Annotated in this window: 14 protein-coding genes; 4 read left to right on the top strand and 10 right to left on the bottom strand. The window is 64.9% G+C overall.

Going from position 1 to position 24,601, the window contains the following annotated elements; translation table 11 throughout:
- Window positions 1-3: 3 nt before the first annotated feature.
- A complete protein-coding gene (locus PTE30175_RS00425; protein ID WP_150695082.1) occupies window positions 4-1,269 on the top strand; it encodes an Hsp70 family protein in 1,266 nt (421 codons plus the stop codon).
- Between the two features lie 36 nt (window positions 1,270-1,305).
- Here PTE30175_RS00425 and PTE30175_RS00420 read toward each other — a convergent pair whose 3' ends face one another.
- The 3 genes from PTE30175_RS00420 to PTE30175_RS00410 all read right to left on the bottom strand — a co-directional run bounded on the left by PTE30175_RS00420 (window position 1,306) and on the right by PTE30175_RS00410 (window position 4,199).
- Window positions 1,306-2,805, bottom strand: coding sequence for an AMP nucleosidase (locus PTE30175_RS00420; RefSeq protein WP_191628720.1), 1,500 nt, complete (start codon window positions 2,803-2,805; stop codon window positions 1,306-1,308).
- A gap of 137 nt (window positions 2,806-2,942) precedes the next feature.
- The gene (locus PTE30175_RS00415) at window positions 2,943-3,152 is read right to left on the bottom strand and encodes a dodecin (RefSeq protein WP_150695080.1); all 210 of its coding nucleotides are present in this window, start codon (window positions 3,150-3,152) and stop codon (window positions 2,943-2,945) included.
- Between the two features lie 141 nt (window positions 3,153-3,293).
- Window positions 3,294-4,199, bottom strand: coding sequence for a LysR substrate-binding domain-containing protein (locus PTE30175_RS00410; RefSeq protein ID WP_150695079.1), 906 nt, complete (start codon window positions 4,197-4,199; stop codon window positions 3,294-3,296).
- Between the two features lie 137 nt (window positions 4,200-4,336).
- Here PTE30175_RS00410 and PTE30175_RS00405 point away from each other — a divergent pair, with 137 nt between their 5' ends.
- Entirely contained in the window at window positions 4,337-5,368 is a 1,032-nt protein-coding gene (locus PTE30175_RS00405; protein WP_150695078.1) for a DUF1338 domain-containing protein, read from the top strand.
- A 57-nt stretch (window positions 5,369-5,425) separates the two neighbouring features.
- Here the strand turns inward: PTE30175_RS00405 and PTE30175_RS00400 are convergent, their stop codons facing one another.
- The 3 genes from PTE30175_RS00400 to zwf form a co-directional block, all read right to left on the bottom strand.
- The gene (locus PTE30175_RS00400; protein ID WP_150695077.1) at window positions 5,426-7,330 is read right to left on the bottom strand and encodes a bifunctional transcriptional regulator/glucokinase; all 1,905 of its coding nucleotides are present in this window, start codon (window positions 7,328-7,330) and stop codon (window positions 5,426-5,428) included.
- Window positions 7,308-7,985 (bottom strand): 6-phosphogluconolactonase, encoded by a 678-nt coding sequence (gene pgl / locus PTE30175_RS00395; RefSeq protein ID WP_150695076.1) that lies wholly within the window; start codon window positions 7,983-7,985, stop codon window positions 7,308-7,310. The genes PTE30175_RS00400 and pgl overlap by 23 nt, the downstream gene beginning before the upstream one ends.
- 76 nt (window positions 7,986-8,061) lie before the next feature.
- Window positions 8,062-9,522, bottom strand: coding sequence for a glucose-6-phosphate dehydrogenase (zwf, locus tag PTE30175_RS00390; RefSeq protein WP_150695075.1), 1,461 nt, complete (start codon window positions 9,520-9,522; stop codon window positions 8,062-8,064).
- 200 nt (window positions 9,523-9,722) lie between these two features.
- On the opposite strand from zwf, the gene edd reads away from it, so the two are divergent.
- Window positions 9,723-11,576 (top strand): phosphogluconate dehydratase, encoded by a 1,854-nt coding sequence (gene edd / locus PTE30175_RS00385; RefSeq protein ID WP_191628718.1) that lies wholly within the window; start codon window positions 9,723-9,725, stop codon window positions 11,574-11,576.
- 687 nt (window positions 11,577-12,263) lie between these two features.
- Window positions 12,264-12,608 (top strand): DUF1484 family protein, encoded by a 345-nt coding sequence (locus PTE30175_RS00380; protein WP_191628716.1) that lies wholly within the window; start codon window positions 12,264-12,266, stop codon window positions 12,606-12,608.
- A gap of 406 nt (window positions 12,609-13,014) precedes the next feature.
- On the opposite strand, the gene PTE30175_RS00375 is transcribed toward PTE30175_RS00380, so the two are convergent.
- From PTE30175_RS00375 to PTE30175_RS00360, 4 genes are all read right to left on the bottom strand, one after another.
- Window positions 13,015-13,305 (bottom strand): hypothetical protein, encoded by a 291-nt coding sequence (locus tag PTE30175_RS00375; RefSeq protein WP_150695073.1) that lies wholly within the window; start codon window positions 13,303-13,305, stop codon window positions 13,015-13,017.
- A gap of 355 nt (window positions 13,306-13,660) precedes the next feature.
- The gene (locus PTE30175_RS00370) at window positions 13,661-14,125 is read right to left on the bottom strand and encodes a hypothetical protein (RefSeq protein ID WP_150695072.1); all 465 of its coding nucleotides are present in this window, start codon (window positions 14,123-14,125) and stop codon (window positions 13,661-13,663) included.
- Window positions 14,122-22,566: a hemagglutinin repeat-containing protein gene (locus tag PTE30175_RS00365; protein ID WP_191628714.1), complete on the bottom strand. Its 8,445-nt coding sequence runs from the start codon at window positions 22,564-22,566 to the stop codon at window positions 14,122-14,124. Before PTE30175_RS00365 ends, PTE30175_RS00370 begins: the two co-directional genes overlap by 4 nt.
- 64 nt (window positions 22,567-22,630) lie before the next feature.
- The gene (locus PTE30175_RS00360) at window positions 22,631-24,376 is read right to left on the bottom strand and encodes a ShlB/FhaC/HecB family hemolysin secretion/activation protein (RefSeq protein WP_224788535.1); all 1,746 of its coding nucleotides are present in this window, start codon (window positions 24,374-24,376) and stop codon (window positions 22,631-22,633) included.
- Between the last annotated feature and the right edge of the window lie 225 nt (window positions 24,377-24,601).

The following is a 24,601-nucleotide window of genomic DNA, read 5'->3' as shown; positions in this document are numbered from 1 at the left end:
GACATGAGTTTCTGCGCCATCGATTTCGGGACTTCGAATTCGGCCGTCGCCGTGCCAGGCGGTGCCAACTCGGGCGCCGCCATGCGCCTGGTCGAACTCGAAGCCGGCTACGGCACCTTGCCGACCGCCGTGTTCTTCAACGCTGACGAAGGCGGCAAGCCGTCGTTCGGCCGTAGTGCCATCACCCATTATGTCGACGGTTTCGACGGACGCCTGATGCGTTCGCTCAAAAGCCTGCTCGGCTCCTCGCTGATCGAATCGACGACCGATATCGGCAACGGTTCCGCGATGCGTTACATCGACGTCATCGGCACATTCCTGCGCCATCTGCGCCAGCATGCCCTGCGTGACACCGGCGGCGAATTGCGCCAGGTGGTGATGGGGCGTCCGGTGTTCTTCGTCGACGATGATCCGGGCGCCGACGCGGCCGCCCAGCGTTCGCTCGAACAGAGCGCGCGCGACGTCGGCTTCACCGATGTCCAGTTCCAGTTCGAGCCGATCGCGGCCGCCTTCGACTACGAATCGCGCCTCGACCATGAGCAGCAGGTCCTGGTCATCGATATCGGCGGAGGTACCTCCGACTTTTCGCTGGTGCGCGTGGGCCCGGCACGTGCGCAACGCCTCGAGCGCAAGGACGATGTCCTTGCCCACCACGGCGTCCACGTGGCAGGCACCGACTTCGACCGCCGCATCGAACTGGCGACGCTGTTGCGTGAGCTCGGCTACAAATCGCTCGGTCCGGACGGCAAGGAAGTGCCCAACCGGATCTATTTCGATCTGGCGACATGGCACCTGATCAACACGATCTACACGCCGAAGCGCGTGGCCGAACTGTCGTTGATGGGCCACCTGTATGCCGAACAGGGCTACCACCGCCGCCTGATGCGCACTGTCGAGGACCGTCTCGGCCACGCCCTCGTCGGGCTCGCGGAAGACGCCAAGATCGCGGTGGCCGACGGCGGCCAGACCCGCATCGACCTGTCGCTGATCGAACGGGCGCTTGACATCGCGTTTTCGGAAGAGGGGCTCAAAGCCGCGGTCGAAGACGAGATCGGCCGCATCGTCGATGCCGCACGGCATACGGCGTCGCTCGGCGGCTTGCGCCCCGAGCAGGTCGACGCGTTGTATTTCACCGGCGGCTCGACCGGCCTGCGCTGCCTGTCGGGCGCACTCGCGGCGGCATTCCCGAATGCCAAGCCGGTGTTCGGCGACCGTCTGGCCAGCGTCGCGCTTGGGCTCGGCATTCACGCCCGGCGCGTATTCGCGTAAACCGCCGCGCATCGACCGCTGCGCGGCGCGCAGACGTTACTGGAACGCGACTTCGTTGAAACTGCGCAGCTTGCGGCTGTGCAGGCGGTCGAGACCGTTGTCGCGCAACAGTTCCATGGCCTTGACGCCGATCTTCAGATGCTGATCGACGCGTTCGCGATAGAACCGGTCCGCCATGCCGGGCAGCTTCAATTCACCATGCAGCGGCTTGTCGGACACGCATAGCAATGTGCCGTAAGGCACGCGGAAGCGGAAGCCGTTGGCGGCGATCGTCGCACTTTCCATATCGAGCGCAATGGCGCGGCTCTGGCTCATACGCTGGACCGGCTCACGATGGTCGCGCAGCTCCCAGTTACGGTTGTCGACGGTCACCACGGTGCCGGTACGCATCACGCGCTTGAGTTCATAGTCGCCCAACTGCGTGACTTCGGCCACGGCACGCTCCAGCGCCACCTGCACTTCAGCCAGCGCCGGCACCGGCACCCACAGCGGCAAGTCCGCGTCGAGCACATGATCTTCGCGCACGTATCCGTGCGCAAGCACATAGTCGCCGAGTCGTTGCGAATTGCGCAGGCCGGCGCAATGGCCGAGCATGACCCACGCGTGCGGGCGCAGCACGGCAATGTGATCGGTAATGGTCTTCGCGTTCGACGGACCCACGCCGATGTTGACCATCGTGATGCCCGCGCCGTCCGCACGCACCAGGTGATACGCCGGCATCTGCGGCAGCCTCGGCGGCGGTGTGCCTTCGACGGCGCGCGAAGCCACGTTCGCATTCCAGTGCATCACGTTGCCCGGTTCGACAAATGCCGAATACTGGCTACGGTAGGCGCGTTCGTCCGGGTCATCGGTCGCGCTCATCAGCTCGCGCCCGAGTTCCACGAACTCGTCGATATAGAACTGATAGTTCGTGAACAGCACGTAATTCTGGAAATGCTCGGGCGACGTGGCTGTGTAATGACGCAAGCGGTGCAGCGAATAATCGACGCGTGGTCCGGTAAAAAGAGCCAGCGGATGAATCTCGTCAGTCCCTTCGGTATGCGTGCCGTTGACGATACTGTCGTCCATGCTCCTGAGATCGGGCACATCGAACACCGTGCGCATGGCGCGCAGGTGCGACTGGTCGAGATCGCCTTCGAGATAGACGCCTTCGTTGTACGCGAAATGCACCGGAATCGGCTCGTCGGACACACCGACTTCGAACGCTACATCGTGGTTGAGCGCCAGCCGGCGCAGTTGCTCGACGTAATAATTGGCGAACAGATCGGGCCGCGTCACGGTCGTCTGGTAGGTCCCGGGACCGGAAACGAAGCCGTATGACAGGCGTTTATCGAGTTGCGTGATGTCTTCGGTGGTAATGCGGATGAACGGATAGTGCGCGCTCACGCGGCGCGACACATCTTTCTCCCCCGAAAAACGCTCGAAGGCGGCGCGCAAATAGGCGGTGCTGGTCTCGTAAATCGTCTTCAGGTATTCAACCGCTTCGACCGGATCGGTAATCGACCGGGTAGCGTGGACCGGTTCTTTTTCGGACATGCACATACCTCGTTAATTGCCACATCGTTGGCGGCGGGTTCATCGCCTCATGGGCGATGTTTCGCTTCGTTTCGAGCAGTATGCGCTTATTCTGACACGACCGGCACGAACAGGGTTCGCGCCGGCCGCCTACTGCGTCAATCTTCCAGCCGCATTCCGACTTTCAGCGTGACTTGCCAGTGCGCCACCTTGCCATCCTCGATATGGCCGCGCGTCTCGATGATTTCGAACCAGTTCAGATGCCGCAGCGTCTCGGACGCCTTCTCGATTGCGCTCTTCACCGCGTCGTCGATAGACGTCGGCGACGAGCCCGTCAGTTCAATCTGCTTGTACACATGATTTGACATTACCGCCCTCCCGGAAATGGTGCGTTCGGAATGTTGCGCAGTACAACTCAGGCAGACGGGACGGAACGTGCAATGTTCCCGCCTTCGTCGATGCTAGGCGCACCGGCCGGTACGCGCAAGTCGGATCCGCCCGTAGCCTTCCTACACACGCGCCGGCGGATCCGTCGCGGCTTCGTCCAGCAGCCACGCGCGGAAGGCTTCGAGGGGCGCGCCGTGGCTCAATTCGGTCGGATAGACGAGGTAATACCCGCCCTCGGCCACGAGCGGCGCGTCGACCGGCACGATCAGGCCGAGCCGTTCCAGTTGCCCCGCCACGAGAAACCGGGGCACCAGCGATACGCCGAGACCGGCTGCCGCCGCGGAGATCAGCATGGTGTGCAGTTCGTAACGAATCCCCTGCATGGCGCGAGCGTCATCGACGCCGGCGGCGCCGAACCATTCCGCCCAGGCGCTCGGACGCGTCGTTGAATGCAGCAACGGGTAGTCGAGCAGGCCGGCGGGCTCGCGGATCGGCCCCTTCAGGAGCGACGGCGTGCAGATCGGCACGACCTCCTCGCCGAACAGATAGTCGGACGACGTGCCCGGCCACGTCGGCTTGCCATAATGGATGGCCGCTTCGAAGTGGCTGTCGTCGAACGGAAACACGCTGGTGCGCACCCCCATGTTGACGCCGATGTCGTCATGTTTGGCGTAGAAACGCGGCATGCGCGGAATCAGCCATTCCGACGCGAACGTCGGCAATACCGCCAACTCCAGTGAACCGCCCCCGCCCCCGTGCGCAATGATCGACAGCGTGTCGCGGTCGAGATTTTCCAGCGCGCGGCGTACCTGCGTGCCATACAGCTTGCCGGCACGCGTGAGGATGACGCGCTTTTTTTCACGTGCGAACAGCCGCACGCCGAGATTCTGCTCGAGCGCGTTGATTTGCCGCGACACCGCGCTCTCGGTCAACGATAGTTCGCGGGCCGCGCGCGTGAAGCTTTCATGACGGGCGGCGGCTTCGAAGGCGAGCAGCGCCCCCATGCTGGGGATCTTGAATCTACGCATAAACAGGCCTTAGTTCCCTAAACGCATCAAGTCCTGATTTTAACTCGCTTTACGGCGCGCGCCGACGGAGCCAATAATCGGCCCGGTTTCCCCTATTCCGCCCCGCACGCGCGGGGACTCGAAGACGTTTGAGCGCCATGCACAATCCCAATCTCCAGCAAATGCTGGTGCAGCATCTCGGTGAATCCCGCACCGCCAGTCTTTTCGCGACCCTGAACCTGCCGAGCCTGCTCAACGAATGGCACGAAGGTATCGTCACGCGCGCGGAACTCGCCCAGGCCATGAACATGGCGTTGTTCGCAGATCTCATCGATCGATCGCCCAATGGCCGCGTCTACACCGACGAGGTCGTCGCGAACGGCGGCGGCGTGTACTTCGATCATGGCGCGCTGCGCACCGTGCGCTGGGCCGACAACGGCGCGCTGCCGCCGGGCGAAGCGGCGTTCACGCGCATCCTGCGTCCGCTGGGCTTTATCGCGAACGGCCGCTATCCGCTCGACCGTCTCGGCATGACCGGCCGGGCCTACGCCCATCGCGACGCGCCGGACGAAATCGCCCAGTTCTTTGTCAGCGAACTTCATCCCGAGCGCTTCTCCGACGCGTTCCAGCGCGCCGTAAGCCGCGTGGTCGGCCAATCGCGCGATCCGCTGACGCCACGCGCGGCCATGCAGTTGTGGGAATTGGAACGCGATGGCGTGCTGCCGCTCGACGAAGCCTGCACCTTGCTGCCGGTGATCGTCGGCGCGTTCGCTCGCCAGCATGACACGCCGAACTTGGCCGATTACGAAACGATTCTGGCCGAGTCGGCCGAGATGGCGTGGATTGCCACCGAAGGCAACGCGTTCAACCACGCGACAGACCGCGTGGAAGACGTGTTCCAGCTGTCGGACGCCGAGCAAGCGAAAGGCCGCCCGATGAAGCCCGAGGTCGAACGCTCGCGTTCGGGGCGGGTATTCCAGACGGCGTATCGCGCCGATACGGTCACGCGCGAGTTCCGCCAGGCGGACGGCAGCATCATCACACGCGACGTCCCCGGTTCCTTCTACGAATTCATCACGCGCCGCCGCTACTTCGACCGCGATGCCGGGCGCTGGACGACCGATCTGCGCTTCGATGCGGGCAATGCCCAGGGCATTTTCAAGATGACGGCCAAGGTGGCCGCGCAGTAAGTGCAGCAAGCACACATGCGGGGAATTCGGGCGACACAGTAAGGCGCAAGGCGCGCGTTATCCGTGGCGACGTTGCGGCACGTTGTCGGCGGCCTCGGGCGGTCCGCCATGACGCAGCCAGTCGAGCGCGCCCTCCCCGGCCGTCTCGGCGCCCGGCACAGCGCGCCGGATGGACACGCCCACTGCAAGCACGTCGATCATCACGAGATGCAGGATCCGCGAAATCATCGACAGATGTGAATCGAGCGCCTCGACGTGATCGTTGGGCAAGACCAGCGTTGCCTTCTTCGCGAGCGGTGAATGACGCGCCGTCAACGCAATCACGCGCGCGCCTCGCGCGAGTGCAAGATCCACCGTCCGGTTCAAATCCGCTGACCGGCCCGATGCCGAGATTGCGACAACCACGTCGTCGGGCGTCAGCATGGCGGCAGAGGCGGACTGCAGGTAGGGATCGCCGTAGGCAATCGTCTGCATGCCGAATCGAAAGAATTTGTAGTGCGCGTCTTCGGCGATGAGCCCCGAATTGCCGAGGCCATAGAACTCAATGCGGCGGGCTTCGTCGAGCATCGTGACTGCAGCGTCCACCGTGTCGGCATCGAGGTGCTCTCGCACCTGCAGAATCGAAGACACCGTGTTGTCCAGCACCTTCGCGCTGAACTCGGCGGCGCCGTCGCCGAGATGCACCTGTCCGTGCCGCACCGGCAGCGTCCCCGTCAGCGCACTGGCGAGCTTGAGCTTGAAGTCCGACAGCCCCTGGCATCCCAACGAGCGGCAGAAGCGAATGACGGTCGGCTGGCTGACTCGCGCGTGTCGCGCAATCTCCGCCACCGGTTCCGCGAGCAACGCGCGCGGCTGCTTGAGCGCCAGCTCCGCGACCCGCTGCTCCGCCGGACTCAACGAATCGCGCAGGCGATGCAGCCGGTCGATCAGCGCGCCAGCGCCAACCGCGTGCGTGCCGAGTTGCTCCGCGAGAATCGCGGAGGTACCGAGGAAGGCCGGATATTCTGCCGTGATGACGAACGTCGGAATCTTGGCCAGATACCCTTCAAAGCGCCCCTTCGCCTCGAAGCGCTTTCGAAACGACGAGCGCTCGAACAAAGGGCCGAGTTTTGGCACGACGCCGCCGCCGATATACACCCCGCCGATCGCGCCGAGCGTGACCGCGACGTTGCCCGCGAGCGTGCCGAGAATGCCGCAGAAGCAGTCGACCGTCTCCGCGCAGAGGGCATCCTTGCCGCGCTTGGCCCGCGCCACGATCTCGGCGGTGTCAATGTCCTCGGCCGGCTCTCCGCTGCGTTCGGCCAGCGCCTGATAAATCAGCGTCATGCCCGGCCCCGCCGCGAGGCGCTCGAACGACACGTGCGGGAAGCGTTTCCAGGCATGGCGCAGAATGTCCGCCTCGCGCTCGTCGGCGGGCGCGAAGGTCGCATGGCCGCCTTCGCTGCCCAGCGCGATCCAGCGGTCGCCGGCCGGGATCAAGCCCGAAACGCCGACGCCAGTCCCGGGGCCGAGCAGGCCGAGTACGCCGTTGGGGCGGGCAGCGCCGCCGCCAACCTGGCGCAGCTGTTTGCTATTGAGGTACGGCAGCGCCATCGCCAGCGCCGTGAAGTCGTTGACGACCAGCAACGTCTCGAAGCGCAACGCGCGCCGCGTGGCCTCGATCGAGAAATGCCACGGCCGGTTCGTCATGCGGACTTCGTCGCCTTCGATCGGATTGGCGATCGCGATGGCGGCATGGCATACCGGCGGCAAGCCGGCGGCGGACGCGCTCGATTCCACCGACGCGAGGTAGGCGAGGATGACTTCGGCGACGCCAGCGTAATCGTCGCAGACGTAGTCGCGGATTTCCGTCAGTTCGCCCGGCGCAAGTTCCAGCGCGAACCGGGCATTCGTGCCGCCAATATCGGCCAACAGACGCGGACCGCCCGGATGGGGCGCGTTATTCCTCACTCCAGAAGACATCAAGCGTCACTCCTTCGCTATGGATCAGGCGCGAGATCGCGTTGTCCTGATCGGCCGACTGCGCGGCTTCGAATACGGCCCGCTTGGCAACCCCCTGAATCTGCAGAAAGCATCGGCCGGCCTCGCGCAGGCCGGCGAGCGACCAGCTCACGCGCAGGTATGGCGCCTGCGCCGGCTGCACGAGCACGAAACGGTCATCGGTCGTGTTCACATGGGGCCATTGCGGCGCGTCGGCGAACAGCGATGCCGTATGACCGTCCTCGCCCATGCCGAGCACGCATACGCTTGGCGCGCCGTGCGTCCATGTGTCATTGAGCATGCGCACGTGAACCTTGGGCTTGGCGGCCATGTCGACGAGCGGCAGCCAGCGCGCCGTCGCCGCCCCGGCGAGCAGGGTCTCGGCCACCAGGCGCGCATTGCTGTCGGCGTGATCGGGCGGCAGCCACCGGTCGTCGGCGAGCGTGATGTCGACCTGCTCCCACGCCAACGGCAACATGCCCAGCCGCGCCAGGAAGGCCCGCGGACTCGTGCCGCCCGACACGGCGAGCAAGGGGCGCGGCACCCGATCGAGGGCATCGTCGAGCGCGGCGGCGACAGCGTCGGCCAGCGCCGCCGATTGTTCCGAGCGGGTCGCGAACGGGCGCCAGATCACCATGATGTCCCCCTGTCGCGCAGCGCGGCAAGACAACGTTCCAAGGCGTGGCGAGTGCAATGGCGATGGCGCGTCGTGTTCAATTTTCCTCCTCGAGCCAGCACGTGCCGTGTTGCGCAAGCAGTGCGCTGGCGGCAGGCGGCCCCCACGTGCCGGCGGCGTAGCGTTTCGGTGGCTTGCCGCTGGTGGCCCAGTATTTCTGGATCGGTTCGACCCAGCGCCAGGCTTGCTCCTGTTCATCGCGCCGCACGAACAGCGCCAGACGGCCGTGAATCACGTCGAGCAGCAAACGCTCGTACGCGTCCATCCGGTCAGCGTGGAAGAACTGATCGAAGGCGAGATCCAGGTGAACCGTCTGCAGATGCATGCCCTCACCCGGTTGCTTGGCGAGGCAGTACAGGCGAATCGATTCGTTCGGCTGCAAACGGATGACGAGCCGGTTCGCCCCGCCGCGCGCGGATTGCGGGCCCAGCAACGGATATGGCACCGGCCGGAAATTGACGACGATCTCCGCGACACGCTCGGCGAGCCGCTTACCGGTGCGCAGGAAGAACGGCACGCCGGCCCAGCGCCAGTTGTCGATTTCAACCTTGAGCGCGACGAACGTTTCCGTTTCGCTGTTCGCATGCACACCGGGTTCATCGAGATAGCCGGGCACCGCAACGCCTTTGCTGGCGCCGGCGGCATATTGCCCGCGCACGACGTCGCGCCCGACCTGATCCTCATCCAGCTTGCGCAGCGAGCGCAGCACGCGCAGCTTCTCGTCGCGCACGGCGTCGGAGGTCATGGAGAAAGGCGGCTCCATGGCGACGATCGAGAGCAGTTGCAGCAAGTGGTTCTGCACCATGTCGCGCAACGCGCCGGTTTGATCGTAGAAGTCCCCGCGACCTTCCGCGCCCAGCTCCTCGGCGATGGTGATCTGGATGCTTTCGATCCATTCGCGGCGCCACAGCGGCTCGAACAGCGCATTGCCGAAACGCAACGCAAGCAGGTTCTGCACCGACTCTTTGCCCAGGTAGTGATCGATCCGGTAGATCTGCGCTTCCGTGAAGATTGCGCCGACCGCATCGTTGATCGCCATCGAAGACTTCAGGTCAGTGCCCAGCGGCTTCTCGAGCACGATGCGCGCGCCTTCATTGAGGTTTGCGTGGTGCAGGCCCTCGCAGATGGGCGCGAACAGCGATGGCCCCGTCGCCAGATAGAAGACGCGCGTGCCCTTGTATTGCTCGAGACGTTCGGCGAGCACGCCGTAGTCTTCCTTTCGGGAAAGATCGAGCGGCAGGTAATCGATCAGCGCGAGAAAGCGCTCCCAGGTGCCGGCGACCCAGATGCCTTCGTCCAGATGCGGGCGGACATGCTTCTCGGCCCAGTCGTGATACCCGGCGGCATCGAGCGGGCTGCGGGCGACGGCGAGAATGCGCCCCTCGTCGCCGAGTTTGCCCGTGTGAAAGGCGCGGTAAAGCGAAGGCAACACCTTGCGCAGCGACAGATCGCCGGTAGCGCCGAACAGTACAAAGGTATACGGTAAAGGCGTGTTCATGAAACCGTGTCACTCCGGATGGATGGCATGTTCGCGGCCGCCGGACGGCATCTTCGGCATGCGCGGCGAGCGCACCCGGCGACGGCTTTGACACTGCATTGTAGTTTAACTACACTGCAAATCAACAAAACTTGTGTTTTGACTACATCGAAAGCGGCGCGTCCGCCGCCAACCCTGCCTCTCAAGCCCCCTGTACAGCCATGACCGATTCCTACAAGCAAGCGGCGCTGCATCCGGTGGTACAGCGCGTCACAGAGCGATTGATCGAACGCAGCCGCAACTCGCGTGCGGCGTATTTGGCGGGGGTCGCCCGGGCCGGGCATAGCCGCCCCGGGCGCGACAAGCTCGGCTGCGCGAACCTTGCCCACGCGATGGCTGCCGCTCCGGCCGACGACCGGCTGAAGATCCGCTCGGAACGCGCGTGCAACATCGGCATCGTGACGGCCTACAACGACATGTTGTCGGCGCACCAGCCGTTCGACGAATTCCCCGACGTCATCAAGGCGGCGGCGCGCGCGCATGGTGCGAGCGCGCAGGTCGCGGGCGGCGTGCCAGCCATGTGCGATGGCGTCACGCAGGGTTACGCCGGCATGGAGTTGTCGCTATTCTCGCGCGACGTCATCGCGCTGGCCTCGGGCATTGCGCTATCGCATCAGATGTTCGATGCGGCGATGTTCCTCGGCGTGTGCGACAAGATCGTGCCGGGGTTGGTGATGGGCGCGCTCGCGTTCGGCCATCTGCCGGCGGTGTTCGCGCCCGCGGGTCCGATGCCGTCGGGTTTGCCGAACGACGAGAAGTCGCGCATTCGTCAGGAGTACGCAGCCGGGCGCGTGACGCGCGCTGCGTTGCTCGACTCTGAGTTGGCGGCGTATCACACTTCGGGCACTTGCACCTTCTACGGCACGGCGAACAGCAATCAGATGCTGATGGAATTCATGGGCCTGCATCTGCCGGGCGCATCGTTCATCAATCCGCACACGCCGCTGCGCCATGCGTTGACGCAGGCGGCGACGGCCCGCGCCGTGGCGCTCTCGAGGACCGACATCAACACGGCGAAGATCCTGGACGAGCGCGCGTTCGTCAATGGCGTGGTGGGCTTGCTTGCCACGGGCGGATCGACGAACCACACCCTGCACCTGGTGGCGATGGCGCATGCTGGCGGCATCCTGCTCGACTGGCAGGATATCGCCGAGTTGTCGGACGTGACGCCGTTGTTGGCGCGCGTGTATCCGAGCGGAAGCGCGGACGTCAACCAATTCCAGGCGGCCGGCGGGCTGAATTTCCTGATTCGAGAATTGCTCGATGCCGGCTTCCTGCATGACGATGTGACGACCGTCATGGGGCACGGCATGCGCGCATATACGCAGGAAGCGTTTCTTACCGAAGACGCGCTCGCGTGGCAGGACGCACCGCGGGAAAGTCTCGATGAGAGCATTGTGCGGCCAGCATCGCGCCCGTTCGCGCCGGAGGGTGGATTGCGCATCCTTCAAGGCAATCTGGGACGTGCGGTGATCAAGTCGTCCGCCGTGAAACCGGCGCATCAGAAGGTGCGCGCGCCGGCTCGCGTTTTCGCCGATCAGGAGGAAGCGCAGGCTGCGTTCAAGGCCGGCGAGCTGCATCGCGACGTCATCGTGGTGGTGCGCTTCCAGGGACCGAAGGCAAACGGCATGCCAGAGCTGCACAAGCTGATGCCGATGCTCGGGTTGCTGCAGGACGAAGGCTTTCACGTGGCGCTGGTGACGGACGGGCGGATGTCCGGTGCGTCTGGCAAGGTGCCGGCGGCGATTCATTTGTCGCCCGAAGCGATGACGGGCGGCATGTTGACGCGTGTGCGCGACGGCGATGTGATCTCGCTCGACTGTGAGGCGAATGTACTGCGTTGCGAGGTGGATGACGCAGAGTTTGCCGCGCGCCCGGCGGCGCAGGCGCCGGAGCGGCCGTTCGACCCTTGGCGCAATATGTTCGCGCTGTTTCGTAATAACGTCGGCGATGCGCCGCATGGCGCTTCGCCCTTGTATGACGACAGTGAATATCCGAAGCACGAAGACAGGTAAACATTCACTTTGAGGCGCGGGGATCAGTTCCCCCGAACCGTCCCCGCTAGCCGTGCTCCGAATTCGTGTGTTTCCCTACGGAGCACGGATGTCCAAGATGATACGGAAGTGATGCCCGTTTTGGGGGTCGTCTGTCGGTCTTTCGGAATATTCCCTCTGTTAATTCAGACCCTCTCTGTTCGCGCCCCTTTTTCTGCGTCGTATTCGACGACAAACCAACGAGCGGATATTTGCCACGCCTCCAATCGCCCCACCGACGATCATCCGGCCCGCCACTGCCCCACACCAGACGATGGCGCGGTCGTCATGAACGTTACCCACGCTTTCAACCATTCCGTCGCAGATTGGCTTGCCTCGAGGAGAATTTTCCCGTTTGGCCGGCAAGTTGCCACGTTTTTGCCAACTCCCGGCTAAAGTTCGGAATCGTCTGATGGCGGTCCCCGTCGCGTTTGCGGAGAATGTCTCCATCGCCGAATCATTGGCGATCGGGTGTCGAAACCCGCAAACCGTAGCGGACGGGCCGTCAATTGACGGCATGTTCGCGCACGCCTTCATTGGGCGGGCCTGGGCTGGAACACGCTTGCGTGTGCCGGTTCATACGGTCCCGGTTTTCGACTCCGGCCTTGTGCCCGCCCACCTCATTCTCGGATGAGGTGCGGGATGACAACCGCACTCGTTGGAGACCGTATGACGTATCAATCCCATTCCGAATTCACCTCGCAACTGTCGTTGGCCGAGCAGACTTCGCTTCTCGGTCTGCTGGGACAGCGCTTGAGCGATGACACGCAATCCCCAAGCGATCAAACTCGTGACATCTACGCTCAACTGAGCGCCGTGAGTAGCACCGTTCGCGAAACCGTCTCGAACGCGAGCGACGATCTTCTGCAGGTGAGCGATGCGATGGATGTACTGCTTGACTTGCTCGACAATGCCGCGAGCGTACCGGTATCGGGCGCAAAGCTCCATTGCCTGATCGCGCCGCTCAAGGGTCGGCTCGACGCTGTCACTCGCGAAATGTCGGCGCTGGTATGAAACGGGTGCCGTTCTGATAGCGCTCCGAAAGCGAAATACCGGTTACGCGAAGTGCCCGGAGCACAAGGCGGATCCTCGCGAGGGGGCCGCCTTGCTTCATATATATACGGGGATTCACTTTTAGTAGCTGCCTTCTAGGTCGGCAATGCGTACGAGCGACGTTCGGTGATAGCCGCAATCCTCTGGTCGCCGCCGCCCGCCCCCCGTTCGGCACCTCGGCTAGTTGCGTGTCGAGTTCCGCCCTCGTGGCGGGGTCCGGCTCCGCGCCCCGCGCCTTCTTGAGCGCTTCCGCCTCCTTCCCGCAGTTGACGACGAAGCCGCCACCTCGCGCTGGAACGCCTCCATGATCGCGACGCCGCCGTTGATCTCCTCCTGGTTAGAGATCTTGCCAATACAGAAAACCAGTCTAAAAATTAAACGTACCAAGTAACACGAGAAATTCGACTAGTACCTCCTCCGCCTCGTCTTTGTGCAGGTCGCACCATTGATCATCCCAATCGCGTGGCCTACCATCGGAGTCCCATGCCTCCAACGCCAGCGCGTTTACTATCTCCAGTTCGAACCATGCGTCCCGGTATTGGGCTGCAATTTTAGGATCGACGGATGACGGCATTTCATCACACCATGTTTCTGCGAACAGAACGAACTCAGCAAACGACAGTTGGCTCTTGAGTGCTTGCTGCGCCCGAAGTCTCATTTCATGTAGCCAAATGCCATTTCCCATAATTCAAAGTAATTGCGTTACTCTGCTTGTCCCTAACGATATAAATATTGCTTGTAGAATTGCAATGTATTGTCGCCCCCCTCAGCTCGGCTTTTCCACGCCGGTCGGGATGGTACTCTTTACGCCGGAACGTGTTATGCCTCGATCCTGCGTTCGATTCAACGCGTGACCAGCATAATCCGCCCCATCGATACTCGCTACAGAATTTCGCGGTGGCCGACAAGGCGGATTTTTCCGATTAAAAATGGGACGGTATTGCGCCCCCCTCAGTGCAATAACGCAATTCCCTCGGATGTGGAATTCGCCATACAGGGGCAAGGTCACATGCTCATACGTATTTAACAAGAATTGCCGATGGAAAATCGTCAATGCGCTTACAGTCCAACCATGATTCACCTTCTCTCAGCAAATGGAACCTAACCGTACAAACAACTCCGACTTCAGGGCCGTTATCGTAGTCCATTATCAGAGCTGCCTTCCCAAGCCTTTTGTCCCAGTGATTCGAGAATTCATTAACAAATGAAACAGCGTAGCCAAATACGTCGCTGTCACAATAGTCCTCGACGTGAAACTTGTTTATAGAAGCCTCATACCCGGAAAGGTCATGGAAACTTGAAACGATGAAGTCTTTTTCTGGGAGTACTCGACCATCAAAGAAGGCACAAAAGAACACGCACCCATCGACACTACAAAATCCAGCATCAATCAATTTTCGCAAATCACTTGACAACGAAACGGGAACACTTCCCATATCCGCCAAGTATCGCCTCATGCGCTGATTGGTGAAAATCATCTCCTTGCCCCCAGATATTCATACAACGCCTTGTCGATCGACCTCGAGAATACACTGTCTCCCAAGAGCTCCTGCACCTTCCTAGGGGCCAGTTCACCGGTCCTCTGATCGAAGAATTTTTTGCTGTTCGGATCATAGTAGTACTTACTCCCGGCGTTATCCTGATAGTGTATTTGTCCCGGCCTTAAGCCTGGGGAAGGATTTTCTACGTCAATCCGTTCTTTCCCTCGCCCTTTCCATAAGGTCTTGCTGGCAGTTTTCACACCGCCCAAACCGAGCATCTCTCCATTGAAAATCGTTGCATCCGGACGATCAGCGGATATCTTCGGCGCGTGAACATCCCGCTTCTTCGCCCCGGTGACCGCGACGGCGACTGCCGCCGCTGTTCGCGCCATTTCCGGCGTGACCCCGAATCTTTCCTGTAGCTGCTTGGCGAACTCCGGCTCGTTGACTGCTCCCACTGCATCGTTGTAGTGCAGCAGATAGATCCCGAGATCGTTCTTGATTTCGCTGGGTAGTTTTTCACCCACTGCCGCATCGAGTGCTCTGCGGAAGTCGCCTAGCTCAGCAAGGTAATTGCCGAACTCGCCCTGACACGCTTGCGGGTCGGCCGCACATGTCGCGATGACTTTTGCTTGATTATCCGCACTCAGCTGGCGGTATTTGTCACGCACTTGCGTGCACGTGTTTGTGCGCTCGCAGCCCTTGGCTTCCTGGATCAGCGACTTGAATTCGCCAAGGTTCAGCGCGTTGTTTTCTGTTTCTATTTTTGCGCCCGTGCTTGCCGTGGCAACGTCTGTGCCGGTCGCGCCGGCGATCCCAGCAACGATCGACGTCACCAGATTCGTGCGCGCGTGCTTTTCCTCCTGACTCAGGTCTTCACCCGATTTCCCGCCCGCCTTGTCCAGCAGGTTGTTCAGCACCACGCTCGCCGAGCCGCCCAACGCACCCGCGCCGCAGTCACCGCCCGACGCTGCTGCTCCCGCGCATCCCACGATGCCCTGCAAGGCCGCCCGCGCCGTCTCGCTCTTCAGCCCGTCGGCAATCGCCTTGACCTTTTCGACGCCCAGGCTCTGGATGTAGTTGATCGTCGCTTTGGTGACCAGATCGCCCATACCGCCCGTCACGTTGCCGCCTGCCGCTGCCGTGATCGCCGTGACGACTCGACCGTAGTCGCCGCCCGGAGCCCACTTGCGCGCTTCTTGCAGTTCCTGATCGAGCGCGGCGCGTCTTGCCGGGTCGGTCTCCTGGTCGCGCGCTTTTTCCAGCGCATCGGCCTCCTGCGCCCGGTTGGTCACGAACACGCCCACTTCGCGCTGCAGCGCCTCCACGATCTCGAAGCCGGCGCGGATCTCCTGCTCGTTAAAGATCTTGCCCAGTGCGTTGCTGCCGTCGCGCTCCGACGACACCTCGCGGTTCGTCGCGGCGATGGTCTGCCGCGCCGTCTTGCCGGTGATGGCCTGCTGCTTCTCGGCGTCGGTGATCTCGATCACCCCGGCACTGATACCGCTTTTGGTCGTGCTGGTGGCGCTCCCCGCCGCTGCCACGATCATCGGCGGGGTCACGGACACCCCACCCGACGCGCCGCCTGAAGCCGGCGCCTCGTGCCCGGGCACCACCCCCGCGCCGGTCGTGGCGTGCCCGGCCTGATCGGTGCCGACCTTGGCGTCGCTGCCGCCCGAATTGAAGCCGCCGCCGATGCTCACGCCCAACGCGTCATACTCGGCCCGGTTCTCGAGGTCGCGCTGCGTCAGGGTACCCGTCTTCAAGCGATTCCGGCCTGCCTCGGCCGCTTGATCGGTCGAGGCGATCACCGCGCCCACCAGATCGGTGTTGCCCGCCACAACCACGTCGAAGCCGCCGTCGCCGGCCTGGATGCCAGACTGCTGCTGCACGCTCGCGTAGTCGCTCCTGATCTGCTGGTGACTCACGTTGATCGCACCGGACACCGTGCCTAACCCGACGGTCGCGCTGCCGCCAAGCGACTGGTCGCGGCTGTGGTAGTTGTCGTGGTCCTGCAGGCTCTCGAGCTTCAGGTCGCCGCCGACCTTCGCCGCAACCGACTCGCCACGCACCTGCGCGCCGCGCAGCGTGGTGTCGCCGCCGGATTGCATCGACACCGTGCCGCCCGCCGTCACATGCGTGGTGGTCCACGTCTGCGCGTCACCCTCGGCCTTGCCGCGCGAGCCGCTCGCGCTGGCGGTGATGCCCACCGACGTTTTCTTGCCGAAGCTCGCGCCCACCCCGATGCCGCCGCTTGCGCCGCTGCTGTTGCGGCGCGTGCTTGAGGTGTTCTCTGCGGCCTCCAGCGCGATGTCACCATCGGCCGCAAGCGTCACGTCGCCGCCGGCCGTCACGTCGCTGCCGCGCACCGTCACGCTCGACCGATCGCCAGATGGGTCACCCCCGCGGTCACCCTCACGGTCACCACCGCCGGTCGCCCGGATCGAGATGTCGCCGCCGGCTGCCACCGTCGAGCCGCTCGCATTTGACGCGCTGCGCGTCTCGCGGCTGGTCTGCTTGGAGGCGCCCACCGTGACCGACACGCTCACGCCGCCGAGCGCATCCGGATCCTTCCGGAGCGCGTCGTAGGCGTTCTTGCCGGCCAAGCCCACCGTGGCCCCCGCCAGCGCCTTCATGCGGGCGTCGCCCGCCTGGCTCGTGGCACGGGCCGTTTGGGTGGTGGTCTGCGCCGCCGCGACCAGCGGGTTCGTCACCGTCACGGTCACGCCCGACTGGCGGAACTCATGCTCGCGCTGCAGCGACGACGTGTCGCGTGCCTCCACGATCTCGACCTGCTGGCCGGCGATGGCGACGTTGCCCTCGCGCGCGATCACGTCGCTGCCCGCCTGGCGATAGCGCCCGCCGGCTTCGAGCGTGACGTCGCCCTTGACCGCCCCCACGGTCGCGCGCGCCGACGCTTCGAGCTGCTCGGCGGCCTGGTCGCGCACGTTGCGGCTGCCCACGGTCACGCTGAACCCGCCACCGCCGCCCATCACCCCGCGCGTGCGTTCCTCGCGTGCGTCCTGATACGCGCTGGTTTGCCGGGCGGCCTCGATAGTGATGTCGCGCCCGGCCTGGATCGCGGTGCCATCGGTCGATACGGCCTGGCTGCCGACGATGGCCACATCCCGGCCGGCCTCGAGCGACACGCGCTGCCCCGACACCAGCGCGCCCTGCGTGGTTGTCTCGGTGGCGATGCTGCGCCGGGCAATCGTGCTCTTCGACAGCCAGCCGCTGGTCGCCTCGATCCGCTCCGCCTGGTCGGCGTGACGCGCCTGCGCGCTGGCCTCCAGCCGCACGTCGCCACCGGCGCTCACGCGAATCCCGCCCGCCTCGCTGCTCGCGGCCCCGCCGCGCATCGTCACGTCGCCGCCCGCGCGCACGCTCAGGTCGCCCGCCGTTTCAATCGACGTGCCGACCTCGTCACGCGAGGCGGTCTCGCGCCAGTTCTGCGCGTCCCACACGATGCGCTGAGCGGCGCCGACCTCCACCGTCCCCAGCGACACATTGCGCCCCGCCTTGAGCGCGGTCGTCCCCGCGTTCGACGCATTGCCAATGTCGGCCGCCGTCAGGTTGACGTCCCGGCCGCCCTTGACGACCAGCTTGCCGTCGTGATTCCCGTCCTGCCTCCCGTCGTGATTCCCGTCTTGTTTGCCGTCCTGCTTGCCGGTCACGTAAAGCCCGGCGATGCGGCCGAGGTTGCGCCCGCTGCCTTGCGCGCCTGCGCCCGCTTGCACGCTGCTTACAACGTTGACGTCGCGCCCCGCTGAGATGCCCAGCGACGTTTGCGCCTCGAGCACGCCGCCCAGATTGTCGACATCCTGTCTTGCCTGCACCTCGACGGCATCGCCGCGGATCCTGCCACCCAGGTTGCGCAAGTTCTCCACCGTGATCGACACGACCTCGCGCCCGGCGATGGTGCCGTGGTTGAGCACGTCGCCGGCGCTCTTCAGGTCGACGGCAGCGCCCCCCAGCACGGCGCCCGAGCCGTCAATGTCGCCCGGCTTGACCCGCACATACAGCTGCGGCACCAGCACCCGCGCGGCACTGCCATCCGGCAGCGTCACCTCGCGCTCCACCAGCCACACCATGTCGCTCGTGAGCTGCGCCATCTGCTCGGCCGTCAACGCGACGCCCGGGCGCAACTTGAACTGCTGCGCGAAGGTCGCGCCGTTCTCCAGCAACGCCCGGTACTGCGCCTCATCGCTATCAAACCCCGGCATGCGGCGCTCGCCGGTGAGCCGCAGCACCTGTTCGCGCAGCAGGTGCTGCTCGTAGAAGCCATCGCCGATGCGCTGATGGAATTGCCCCGGGTCCATGCGCAGGCGCTCGAACATGAAGTCCGACGACAGCCATTGCCGTTGATCCGTGAATCTCGGGTCGGTCTCCACCAGGTAGCGGGCAGACGTGTCCGGAAGAATGCGAAACAGGCTGTTGTCGGGCAGGCTCACCGGCGCGTAGGCGCTGCGCACGATGCGCGCGACGTGGTCCGGAGCCGACGCATCCCGCACCGGCACTTCGATGATGACGCGGGCGTCGGGCCCATCGGGCCCATCGGGCCGTTCCCGGCGCCTCACCTCCGGATCGCCCGCCTGCCCCGGCTGCTCGGTCAGATCCGAGGCGTCGTGCCGGCCGATCGCCTGCCGCGAATACTCAGGGCTTGCATTGCCGCTCACGACGCCCGGACGCAGCTTCACCGACTGGAGCCGCGGCGCCGGTTGATACGCCGCCTGCGCCGCATGCTGCTCGTCGGAGCCTCGCCGGCGATTGCGCCAGTAGCGGGTCGCCACCCCGGAATCGGTCTCGACCTGCTCGCCTGCCACTTCGATGTTTTGCACTTCGCCCGCTGCGATTGACAGCGGCCCGCCGGCCACGATGCGGCTCTTGTCGTTGGTAACGAGCTCGGCCTCGATCGTCATCGCGCCGCCCGAGCTCATCTTGCCGGGATCACTGCTGACCACGACCGGCGTGGTGACCACGCGCGTGTACTCGTAGCGCACGTAGGCGTCGTTGTTCAAGCGGCCGGGGTCGTCGGGCACGGGGGGCGGGCGGTCTTCGGTGAGCATGACGGGCACTTCATGCGTCTCGAAGCGCACTTCATCCTCGCGATACCGCCGCGTGCCCCGGTTGGTGTACTCGTACTCGACGATGCGCTTGGGCGCACCGGCCTGCATCTCGGTGCGAAAGTGGTCGTCGATGTTCTCGACGCGGTTGGCCGATACGCGCAGTGCGCGCGTCGCCTCGATCGACGCGCTGCGATTCTCGATATGACGCGCGCGTCCCACCGCGCGACGCTCGGCATCCAGTTGCCCGCCGATGACGATATCGCCGAGGCTGAACAGCGCCGCATGTTCGCGGTTCAGCAGATGGCCGACACCCACGTCGAGCCGTTCACGCGCGGCGATCACGGCCGCGCGGCCGTCCTCGGCGTCGTTATGCAACACCGCCGCCGCGATGCCGAGTTGGTCGCCGTAGATCCTTCCGCTGCCGAGGTTGCGCAGCGTGGGCGCGGCAAGGTAGGTGAGCCGTGCGTCGATCAAGCCCCGGTTGACGATGTCAGAGGTCGCCTCGAGATGTGTCTCGTCCCCGCTCAGGACACCGTCGGCCCGATTGTCGATCCGCGCGGCCTGCACGCGCAGGCGCTTGGCGGCCTCCACGCGTTGGGAATTCGTGAAGGTCCCCAACGTCTCAAGGCTCAAGTTACCGTGCGCGCGCAATCGGCCGCCGGGCGCGAAATCGCCGACGAGCGCGAGCGTCAGATCGCCGCGCGACAGCACATCCCCGCCCCCGATCAGGGCCGCGGCGTACAGGCCCAGCCGCTCGCCCGCCAGCAACGTGCCGCCCGCGTTGACGAGATTCAGTGTGCCCGCTGCGCCCTGCTGCCAGGCGGAAGTCGCCATCCGGCTTGCCGAGACTTCCGGCAGGCCCCGGATGACCAGCGCGCGTCCCGACGTGATGGTCCCGCCGGTGTTGTCGAGTTGCGCCGCGGCGGTCAACGACAGGACATCGTTGGCGACCATCGCGCCGTCGCGATTGTGGATGTGCGCAGCGGTGAGCGACAGCGAATTCGCTTCGATGCCGCCCGCCTGCCGGGTGTCGCCGTTGTCGATGGTGTCGGCCGCGATCGACAAGGTGCCGCCACTGCGCAGCAAACCACGACGATTGTCGAGCCGCCCGCCGAGACGCATGTCGATCGGCCCCAGCGCCTGCACCTCGCCGCCCGCGTTGCGCCAATCGCGTGCGGTCAGCGTCATCGCGCCCTCGCTGGTGATACGGCCGCCCAGCGTGTTCGATACGTGCGCCGACGACAGTGACAAGGCCCCGCCGGATGCGAGCACACCGGCATCGTTGAGCACCGCGCCCACGACACCGACAGCCAGGCCGCCCGCCGCCGAGCCCAATTTGCCGCCGCGATTGTCCAACGCACCGGCGGCGAGCGTCACGCCATCGCGGGCAACCATTTCTCCGTCGCGATTATCCAGCGTGTCGTCTGCATGAACGTCGAGCGTACCGCCCGTGCCGAGGTGGCCGCCCCGATTGTCCAGCCTGCCGCGCACGCGCATGCGCGTCGCGGTTTGGCCCGTTTGCCGGACGTTTGCGCCGCGCTGCGACCAATCATCCGCATCGATGCCGAGTCCCCGCGCCACGATGCGTGCGCCATCGATCACCGCGCGGCCAACCGAGAACTGCAGGAAGCCGTTGCTGGCGATGCCCCCGCCAATGCCGTCGAGCTGCGGCGTCGCGAGCACGAAGGTGCCGCGCCCGGCGTGCTGGATCTGGCCGTCGTCGTTGCGCAGCCGCCCGGCCGCAAGCCGCAGTGCGCGGGCGTTGCTCGCGAGCGTGCCGCGGCGGTTATCGAACGTGCCGTCGATGACGAAGCGGGAATCGTCCTCGCCCGTCTGGCGGATGTCGCCGCCGACGTTGGACCAGTCATGCGCATCGACCAGAACGCGTGACGCGGAAATCGTGGCGCTGTCGGTCAGCAGATGGGCTGGCGTGCCCAGGTGCAAGGTCGCCTGCGCGTGCAGGGAAGCGTTCCTGGCCAAGAGGTCACCCGCGCGGGCACGCACGTCGATCTCGTGCGCCTGCATCTGGGCGCCGTCCAGGTCGACGCGCGCGCCGGACATCACGATGGACTGCCCTGCCAGCGACTTGCCGCTGACCTGCAAGGCGCCCTCCGACACGACGGAGAGGCGCCCCACATGTCCTGTCATGCCCTCGGCGTCAACACCGGCCGCCAGGGTGCCGCTGGCCGATTGACGCACCGCGCCCGCTTGCCAGGACGCATTGCCGCCGGCAGCGGCGGTGCCGTGGTTGACCCATTGCCCGGCGATGGCCGCCGTCAGGTTGCGTCTGGCGTAGAGCGTTCCGGCATTGGCGAGCGAGGCGGCCTGCAACTGCACGTCGGCATCCGAGACCAGTTTGCCCTGATTGCTCACCCAACCGTCGGCGGAAAGCGTGAGGCCGTGCTCACCGGCGCCGATTTCGCCATGGTTGCGCACGCCGACGCCCGCCTCGGTCGCAAGCAGATAGATCTTGCCCGCGTACATGCCGCCCAGTTGCGCCACGTCGATGGCAAACGCCGGCGCCTGCCCCGCTGGCGGGGCGTCACTGGCGCGCGCGGCAAGCGTTCGATCGAAGTCTCCTGCGCCGGTGACCACGCGCATATCCTTGGCCCACACCTTGCCCGCCACGCGTGCCGCACGCGCCAGGATCCCGGTGTAGTCGACGTCGCGCGTGTTCATGCCGCGCGCCCCGATCGCCACGGCGCCGTCGCCGATGTGAAAGCCGGCGACCTCGCCCCCGGACATCTGCGGCGCGCCGGCGGCGAACGTGGCGCGGTGCGCGTTGATCACGCCGCAACCGTCGCAGACGATGCCGGCCGGGTTGGCCACGATCAGCTCCGCCCGGTCACCCGCGATCTCCAGGAATCCGCCCAGCTGGCTGGGCCCGCCCGCCACCACTTCGTTCAACACCACGCGGGCCGAGCCGCCCGCCAACGCAGGATTGCCGTTGACCCAGCCGCCCAGCGCCGTTTGTGTTGCCTCGCGGGCGTTGTTGAGGATCGCGCCACGGCCGTCCACATCGAACTGCACATACCGGTTATGCGACACGCCCGCGCCGTTCGGCGTCTGGATATCGACCTGAATGACGCCATTGGCGCTGTGCGTCACGATCGGATGTTGACTGCCCGCCGCGTTGGGATCCGCCACGATCTGCGCATGGACAGGCACGCCCCACAACGCGCCCCAGCCGATGGCGGCGATTGCCGCCCATCCGATGCGCCGCGCCCGGGGCCGCCATGCCATGCCCGACGGCGGCGTGCTTGCCGTGCCTGATACAGCGCCGGTTCGCGCAGCACATTTGACGTTTTCGGCGACGGCCATTAACTGCCCGCGCCGGCGATTGAAGACGATACGAAAGCGTTTGGCGTTCATCGAAAACACCTCGGTAAGCGGATGATGGGAAGTACGGCGTCGTGTCGAGCGGGAAAACCTGCGGTCATGACGACCACCCGACGTTGAATCCGGCGACCGTACTGGCGGCCCTGAACCCCGGCGGCTGATGCAGCGGTCGACCAGTGAAGACATCCCAGTGAAAGCCGCGATACGCGCCGCGCAATCCGATCACCGCGCCGGCGATCGACGTACCCGGCAACGCGCGGGTGGACCGGCCAGCGACTTGGCCGTAGTCGATCCCGGCATAGAGTTCCTGTCCCGTGCGGCCGAGTTGAATACCCATGTCGTTGCGCAGGAACCAGCCGCGCTCGCCCAATAGCGTTTGCTCACCGTCGAACCCGCGCACGGTGTACCGGCCGCCGATCGAGAATCGGTCCTGTGAGATGAGCGGCGTCCGATTCCATTGGCCGCGCCAAGCCGCGAGATAGCGCATGCGCGCACCGCCCACGGCGAACGGAATATGGAGTTGTGCGTCGCCAAGCACGATTGACGGGCGGGCGGTGCCGCCGCCAAACGCCGCTTCCGGGGCTGGCAACGCACCGAACGCGCCTGTGCCGCGCCGATAGGCGAGCGACATTGCAACGGTCGCGCCGGCGATGAACTCCCGATGCACAAGACCGGCTTCCCACCCGGCCATCCGCCGCCGCTGCATCAGAAGCTCCCGATTCGCGAAGTAGTTCTTCGATGCGCGCGTCCAGCCTGCGACGTACACGCCCAACCGGCGCACGGCGTCGCGATACAACACGCGTGAGAGACGAAGTTCGGCATTCTGACTGTCGCCCGCATAGCGAATCGGCGGGCCGTAGCGCATGGGCACCGATTGGTGATACGTGTACCCGCCAATCGTCGCGCCCAGGCGCCAATAACCGAATGGCAGCGAATAGTGGAAGGTATGGCTGCGCGCCCCTTTGTCGCCACGCTCGCCGCCGCCAAGGTCATGGCCCAGGTTGACGTAGAACAGATCGTTCAGCGTGAACCCGTTGTCATGGGCGAACGTGACATAGCCCTGGTACTTGCCCGTGTACCGGCTGCCGGCGTCATTCACGCCGACATTGAGACGAACCGGCAGGCCTTGCCGCCACCGGATCACCAGATCGCTTTCGCCCGGCGCCGCGTGAGCGCCGTCGGGGGACGCAATGGCAATGTCGACGTCGACCTTCGGCACTTGCCGGAAGTTTTCCAGCCCCTGCTCCAGGTCCCGCAAATTGAGGACGTCGCCGCGACGTACGGGCAAGGCATTCCACGCCCCCGCACGTGCCGACGTGCCCTCCTCAAACCGGATGTCGCCGACACGTCCAGGCACAAGCGTCAGCGTCAACGTGCCTCCGGCAAGCGATTGCCGTGCGACCAGCACCCGCGTCGTGACATAGCCTCGCGCCACGATGGCGTTCTGCGTACGACGAACGACCGCTTCGATGCCCTCGGCGCCAACGCAGCGGCCAGTGACGAGGTCGTCGGCCGGATTCGCAGCACCCAACGCCCACTGAAATTCACTGGCGCCTTCTCCGGCAAGCGCCAGTGTGCGAATGGGAAAGCAAGGCACTTCGTTCACCGGCAGTCGTGTCCGGTCCTCCAACGGTGTCGCCTCATGAACGCCCGGCACGGCCTCCCATTGCGCACGCAACGCGCGTTGTGCCTCGCGATTGCGAACACTTTCCCGGGCGGCAGCGTCGGGTGAAAACGCCGCTTGCGCGGCTGCCGGCGAGGGCCGTAGCACAACGACTGCAAAGTAAAACGTAAAGAAAGCGCCGACGGTACGGCATACGGCGTTGAAGGCAAACGACATCATGAACGGGCAACTTGCAGCGCGAGCGTCAACGCGCAGGCGCGATGCAGTGCCCCTGCGTCAGGTCAAAACCTGACGAAGCGGGGCGACCATACGCTGCCGGCGGCGAAGTGGCTCTGGTCGGGGGATTGGGACGGCGCTGGAAAGACGCAACGAGACGGGCACGTCGCATGAACGGTCGTCAACACACGGGCGCCAATGCTACGCAATGTTAGCCCGCAGGGGAAC

Origin of the sequence: Pandoraea terrae, from assembly GCF_902459695.1 — a bacterium.
GTDB classification, from domain to species: Bacteria; Pseudomonadota; Gammaproteobacteria; order Burkholderiales; family Burkholderiaceae; genus Pandoraea; species Pandoraea terrae.
The sequence above is the reverse complement of the archived record's forward strand: the minus strand, read 5'-3'. Positions and strand labels throughout refer to the sequence as shown.

Coding starts and splice junctions, on each gene's coding strand:
- PTE30175_RS00425 (WP_150695082.1), top strand. CDS start 4: ATGAGTTTCTGCGCCATCGATTTCGGGACTTCGAATTCGGCCGTCGCC.
- PTE30175_RS00420 (WP_191628720.1), bottom strand. CDS start 2,805: ATGTCCGAAAAAGAACCGGTCCACGCTACCCGGTCGATTACCGATCCG.
- PTE30175_RS00415 (WP_150695080.1), bottom strand. CDS start 3,152: ATGTCAAATCATGTGTACAAGCAGATTGAACTGACGGGCTCGTCGCCG.
- PTE30175_RS00410 (WP_150695079.1), bottom strand. CDS start 4,199: ATGCGTAGATTCAAGATCCCCAGCATGGGGGCGCTGCTCGCCTTCGAA.
- PTE30175_RS00405 (WP_150695078.1), top strand. CDS start 4,337: ATGCACAATCCCAATCTCCAGCAAATGCTGGTGCAGCATCTCGGTGAA.
- PTE30175_RS00400 (WP_150695077.1), bottom strand. CDS start 7,330: ATGTCTTCTGGAGTGAGGAATAACGCGCCCCATCCGGGCGGTCCGCGT.
- pgl (WP_150695076.1), bottom strand. CDS start 7,985: ATGGTGATCTGGCGCCCGTTCGCGACCCGCTCGGAACAATCGGCGGCG.
- zwf (WP_150695075.1), bottom strand. CDS start 9,522: ATGAACACGCCTTTACCGTATACCTTTGTACTGTTCGGCGCTACCGGC.
- edd (WP_191628718.1), top strand. CDS start 9,723: ATGACCGATTCCTACAAGCAAGCGGCGCTGCATCCGGTGGTACAGCGC.
- PTE30175_RS00380 (WP_191628716.1), top strand. CDS start 12,264: ATGACGTATCAATCCCATTCCGAATTCACCTCGCAACTGTCGTTGGCC.
- PTE30175_RS00375 (WP_150695073.1), bottom strand. CDS start 13,305: ATGAGACTTCGGGCGCAGCAAGCACTCAAGAGCCAACTGTCGTTTGCT.
- PTE30175_RS00370 (WP_150695072.1), bottom strand. CDS start 14,125: ATGATTTTCACCAATCAGCGCATGAGGCGATACTTGGCGGATATGGGA.
- PTE30175_RS00365 (WP_191628714.1), bottom strand. CDS start 22,566: ATGAACGCCAAACGCTTTCGTATCGTCTTCAATCGCCGGCGCGGGCAG.
- PTE30175_RS00360 (WP_224788535.1), bottom strand. CDS start 24,376: ATGATGTCGTTTGCCTTCAACGCCGTATGCCGTACCGTCGGCGCTTTC.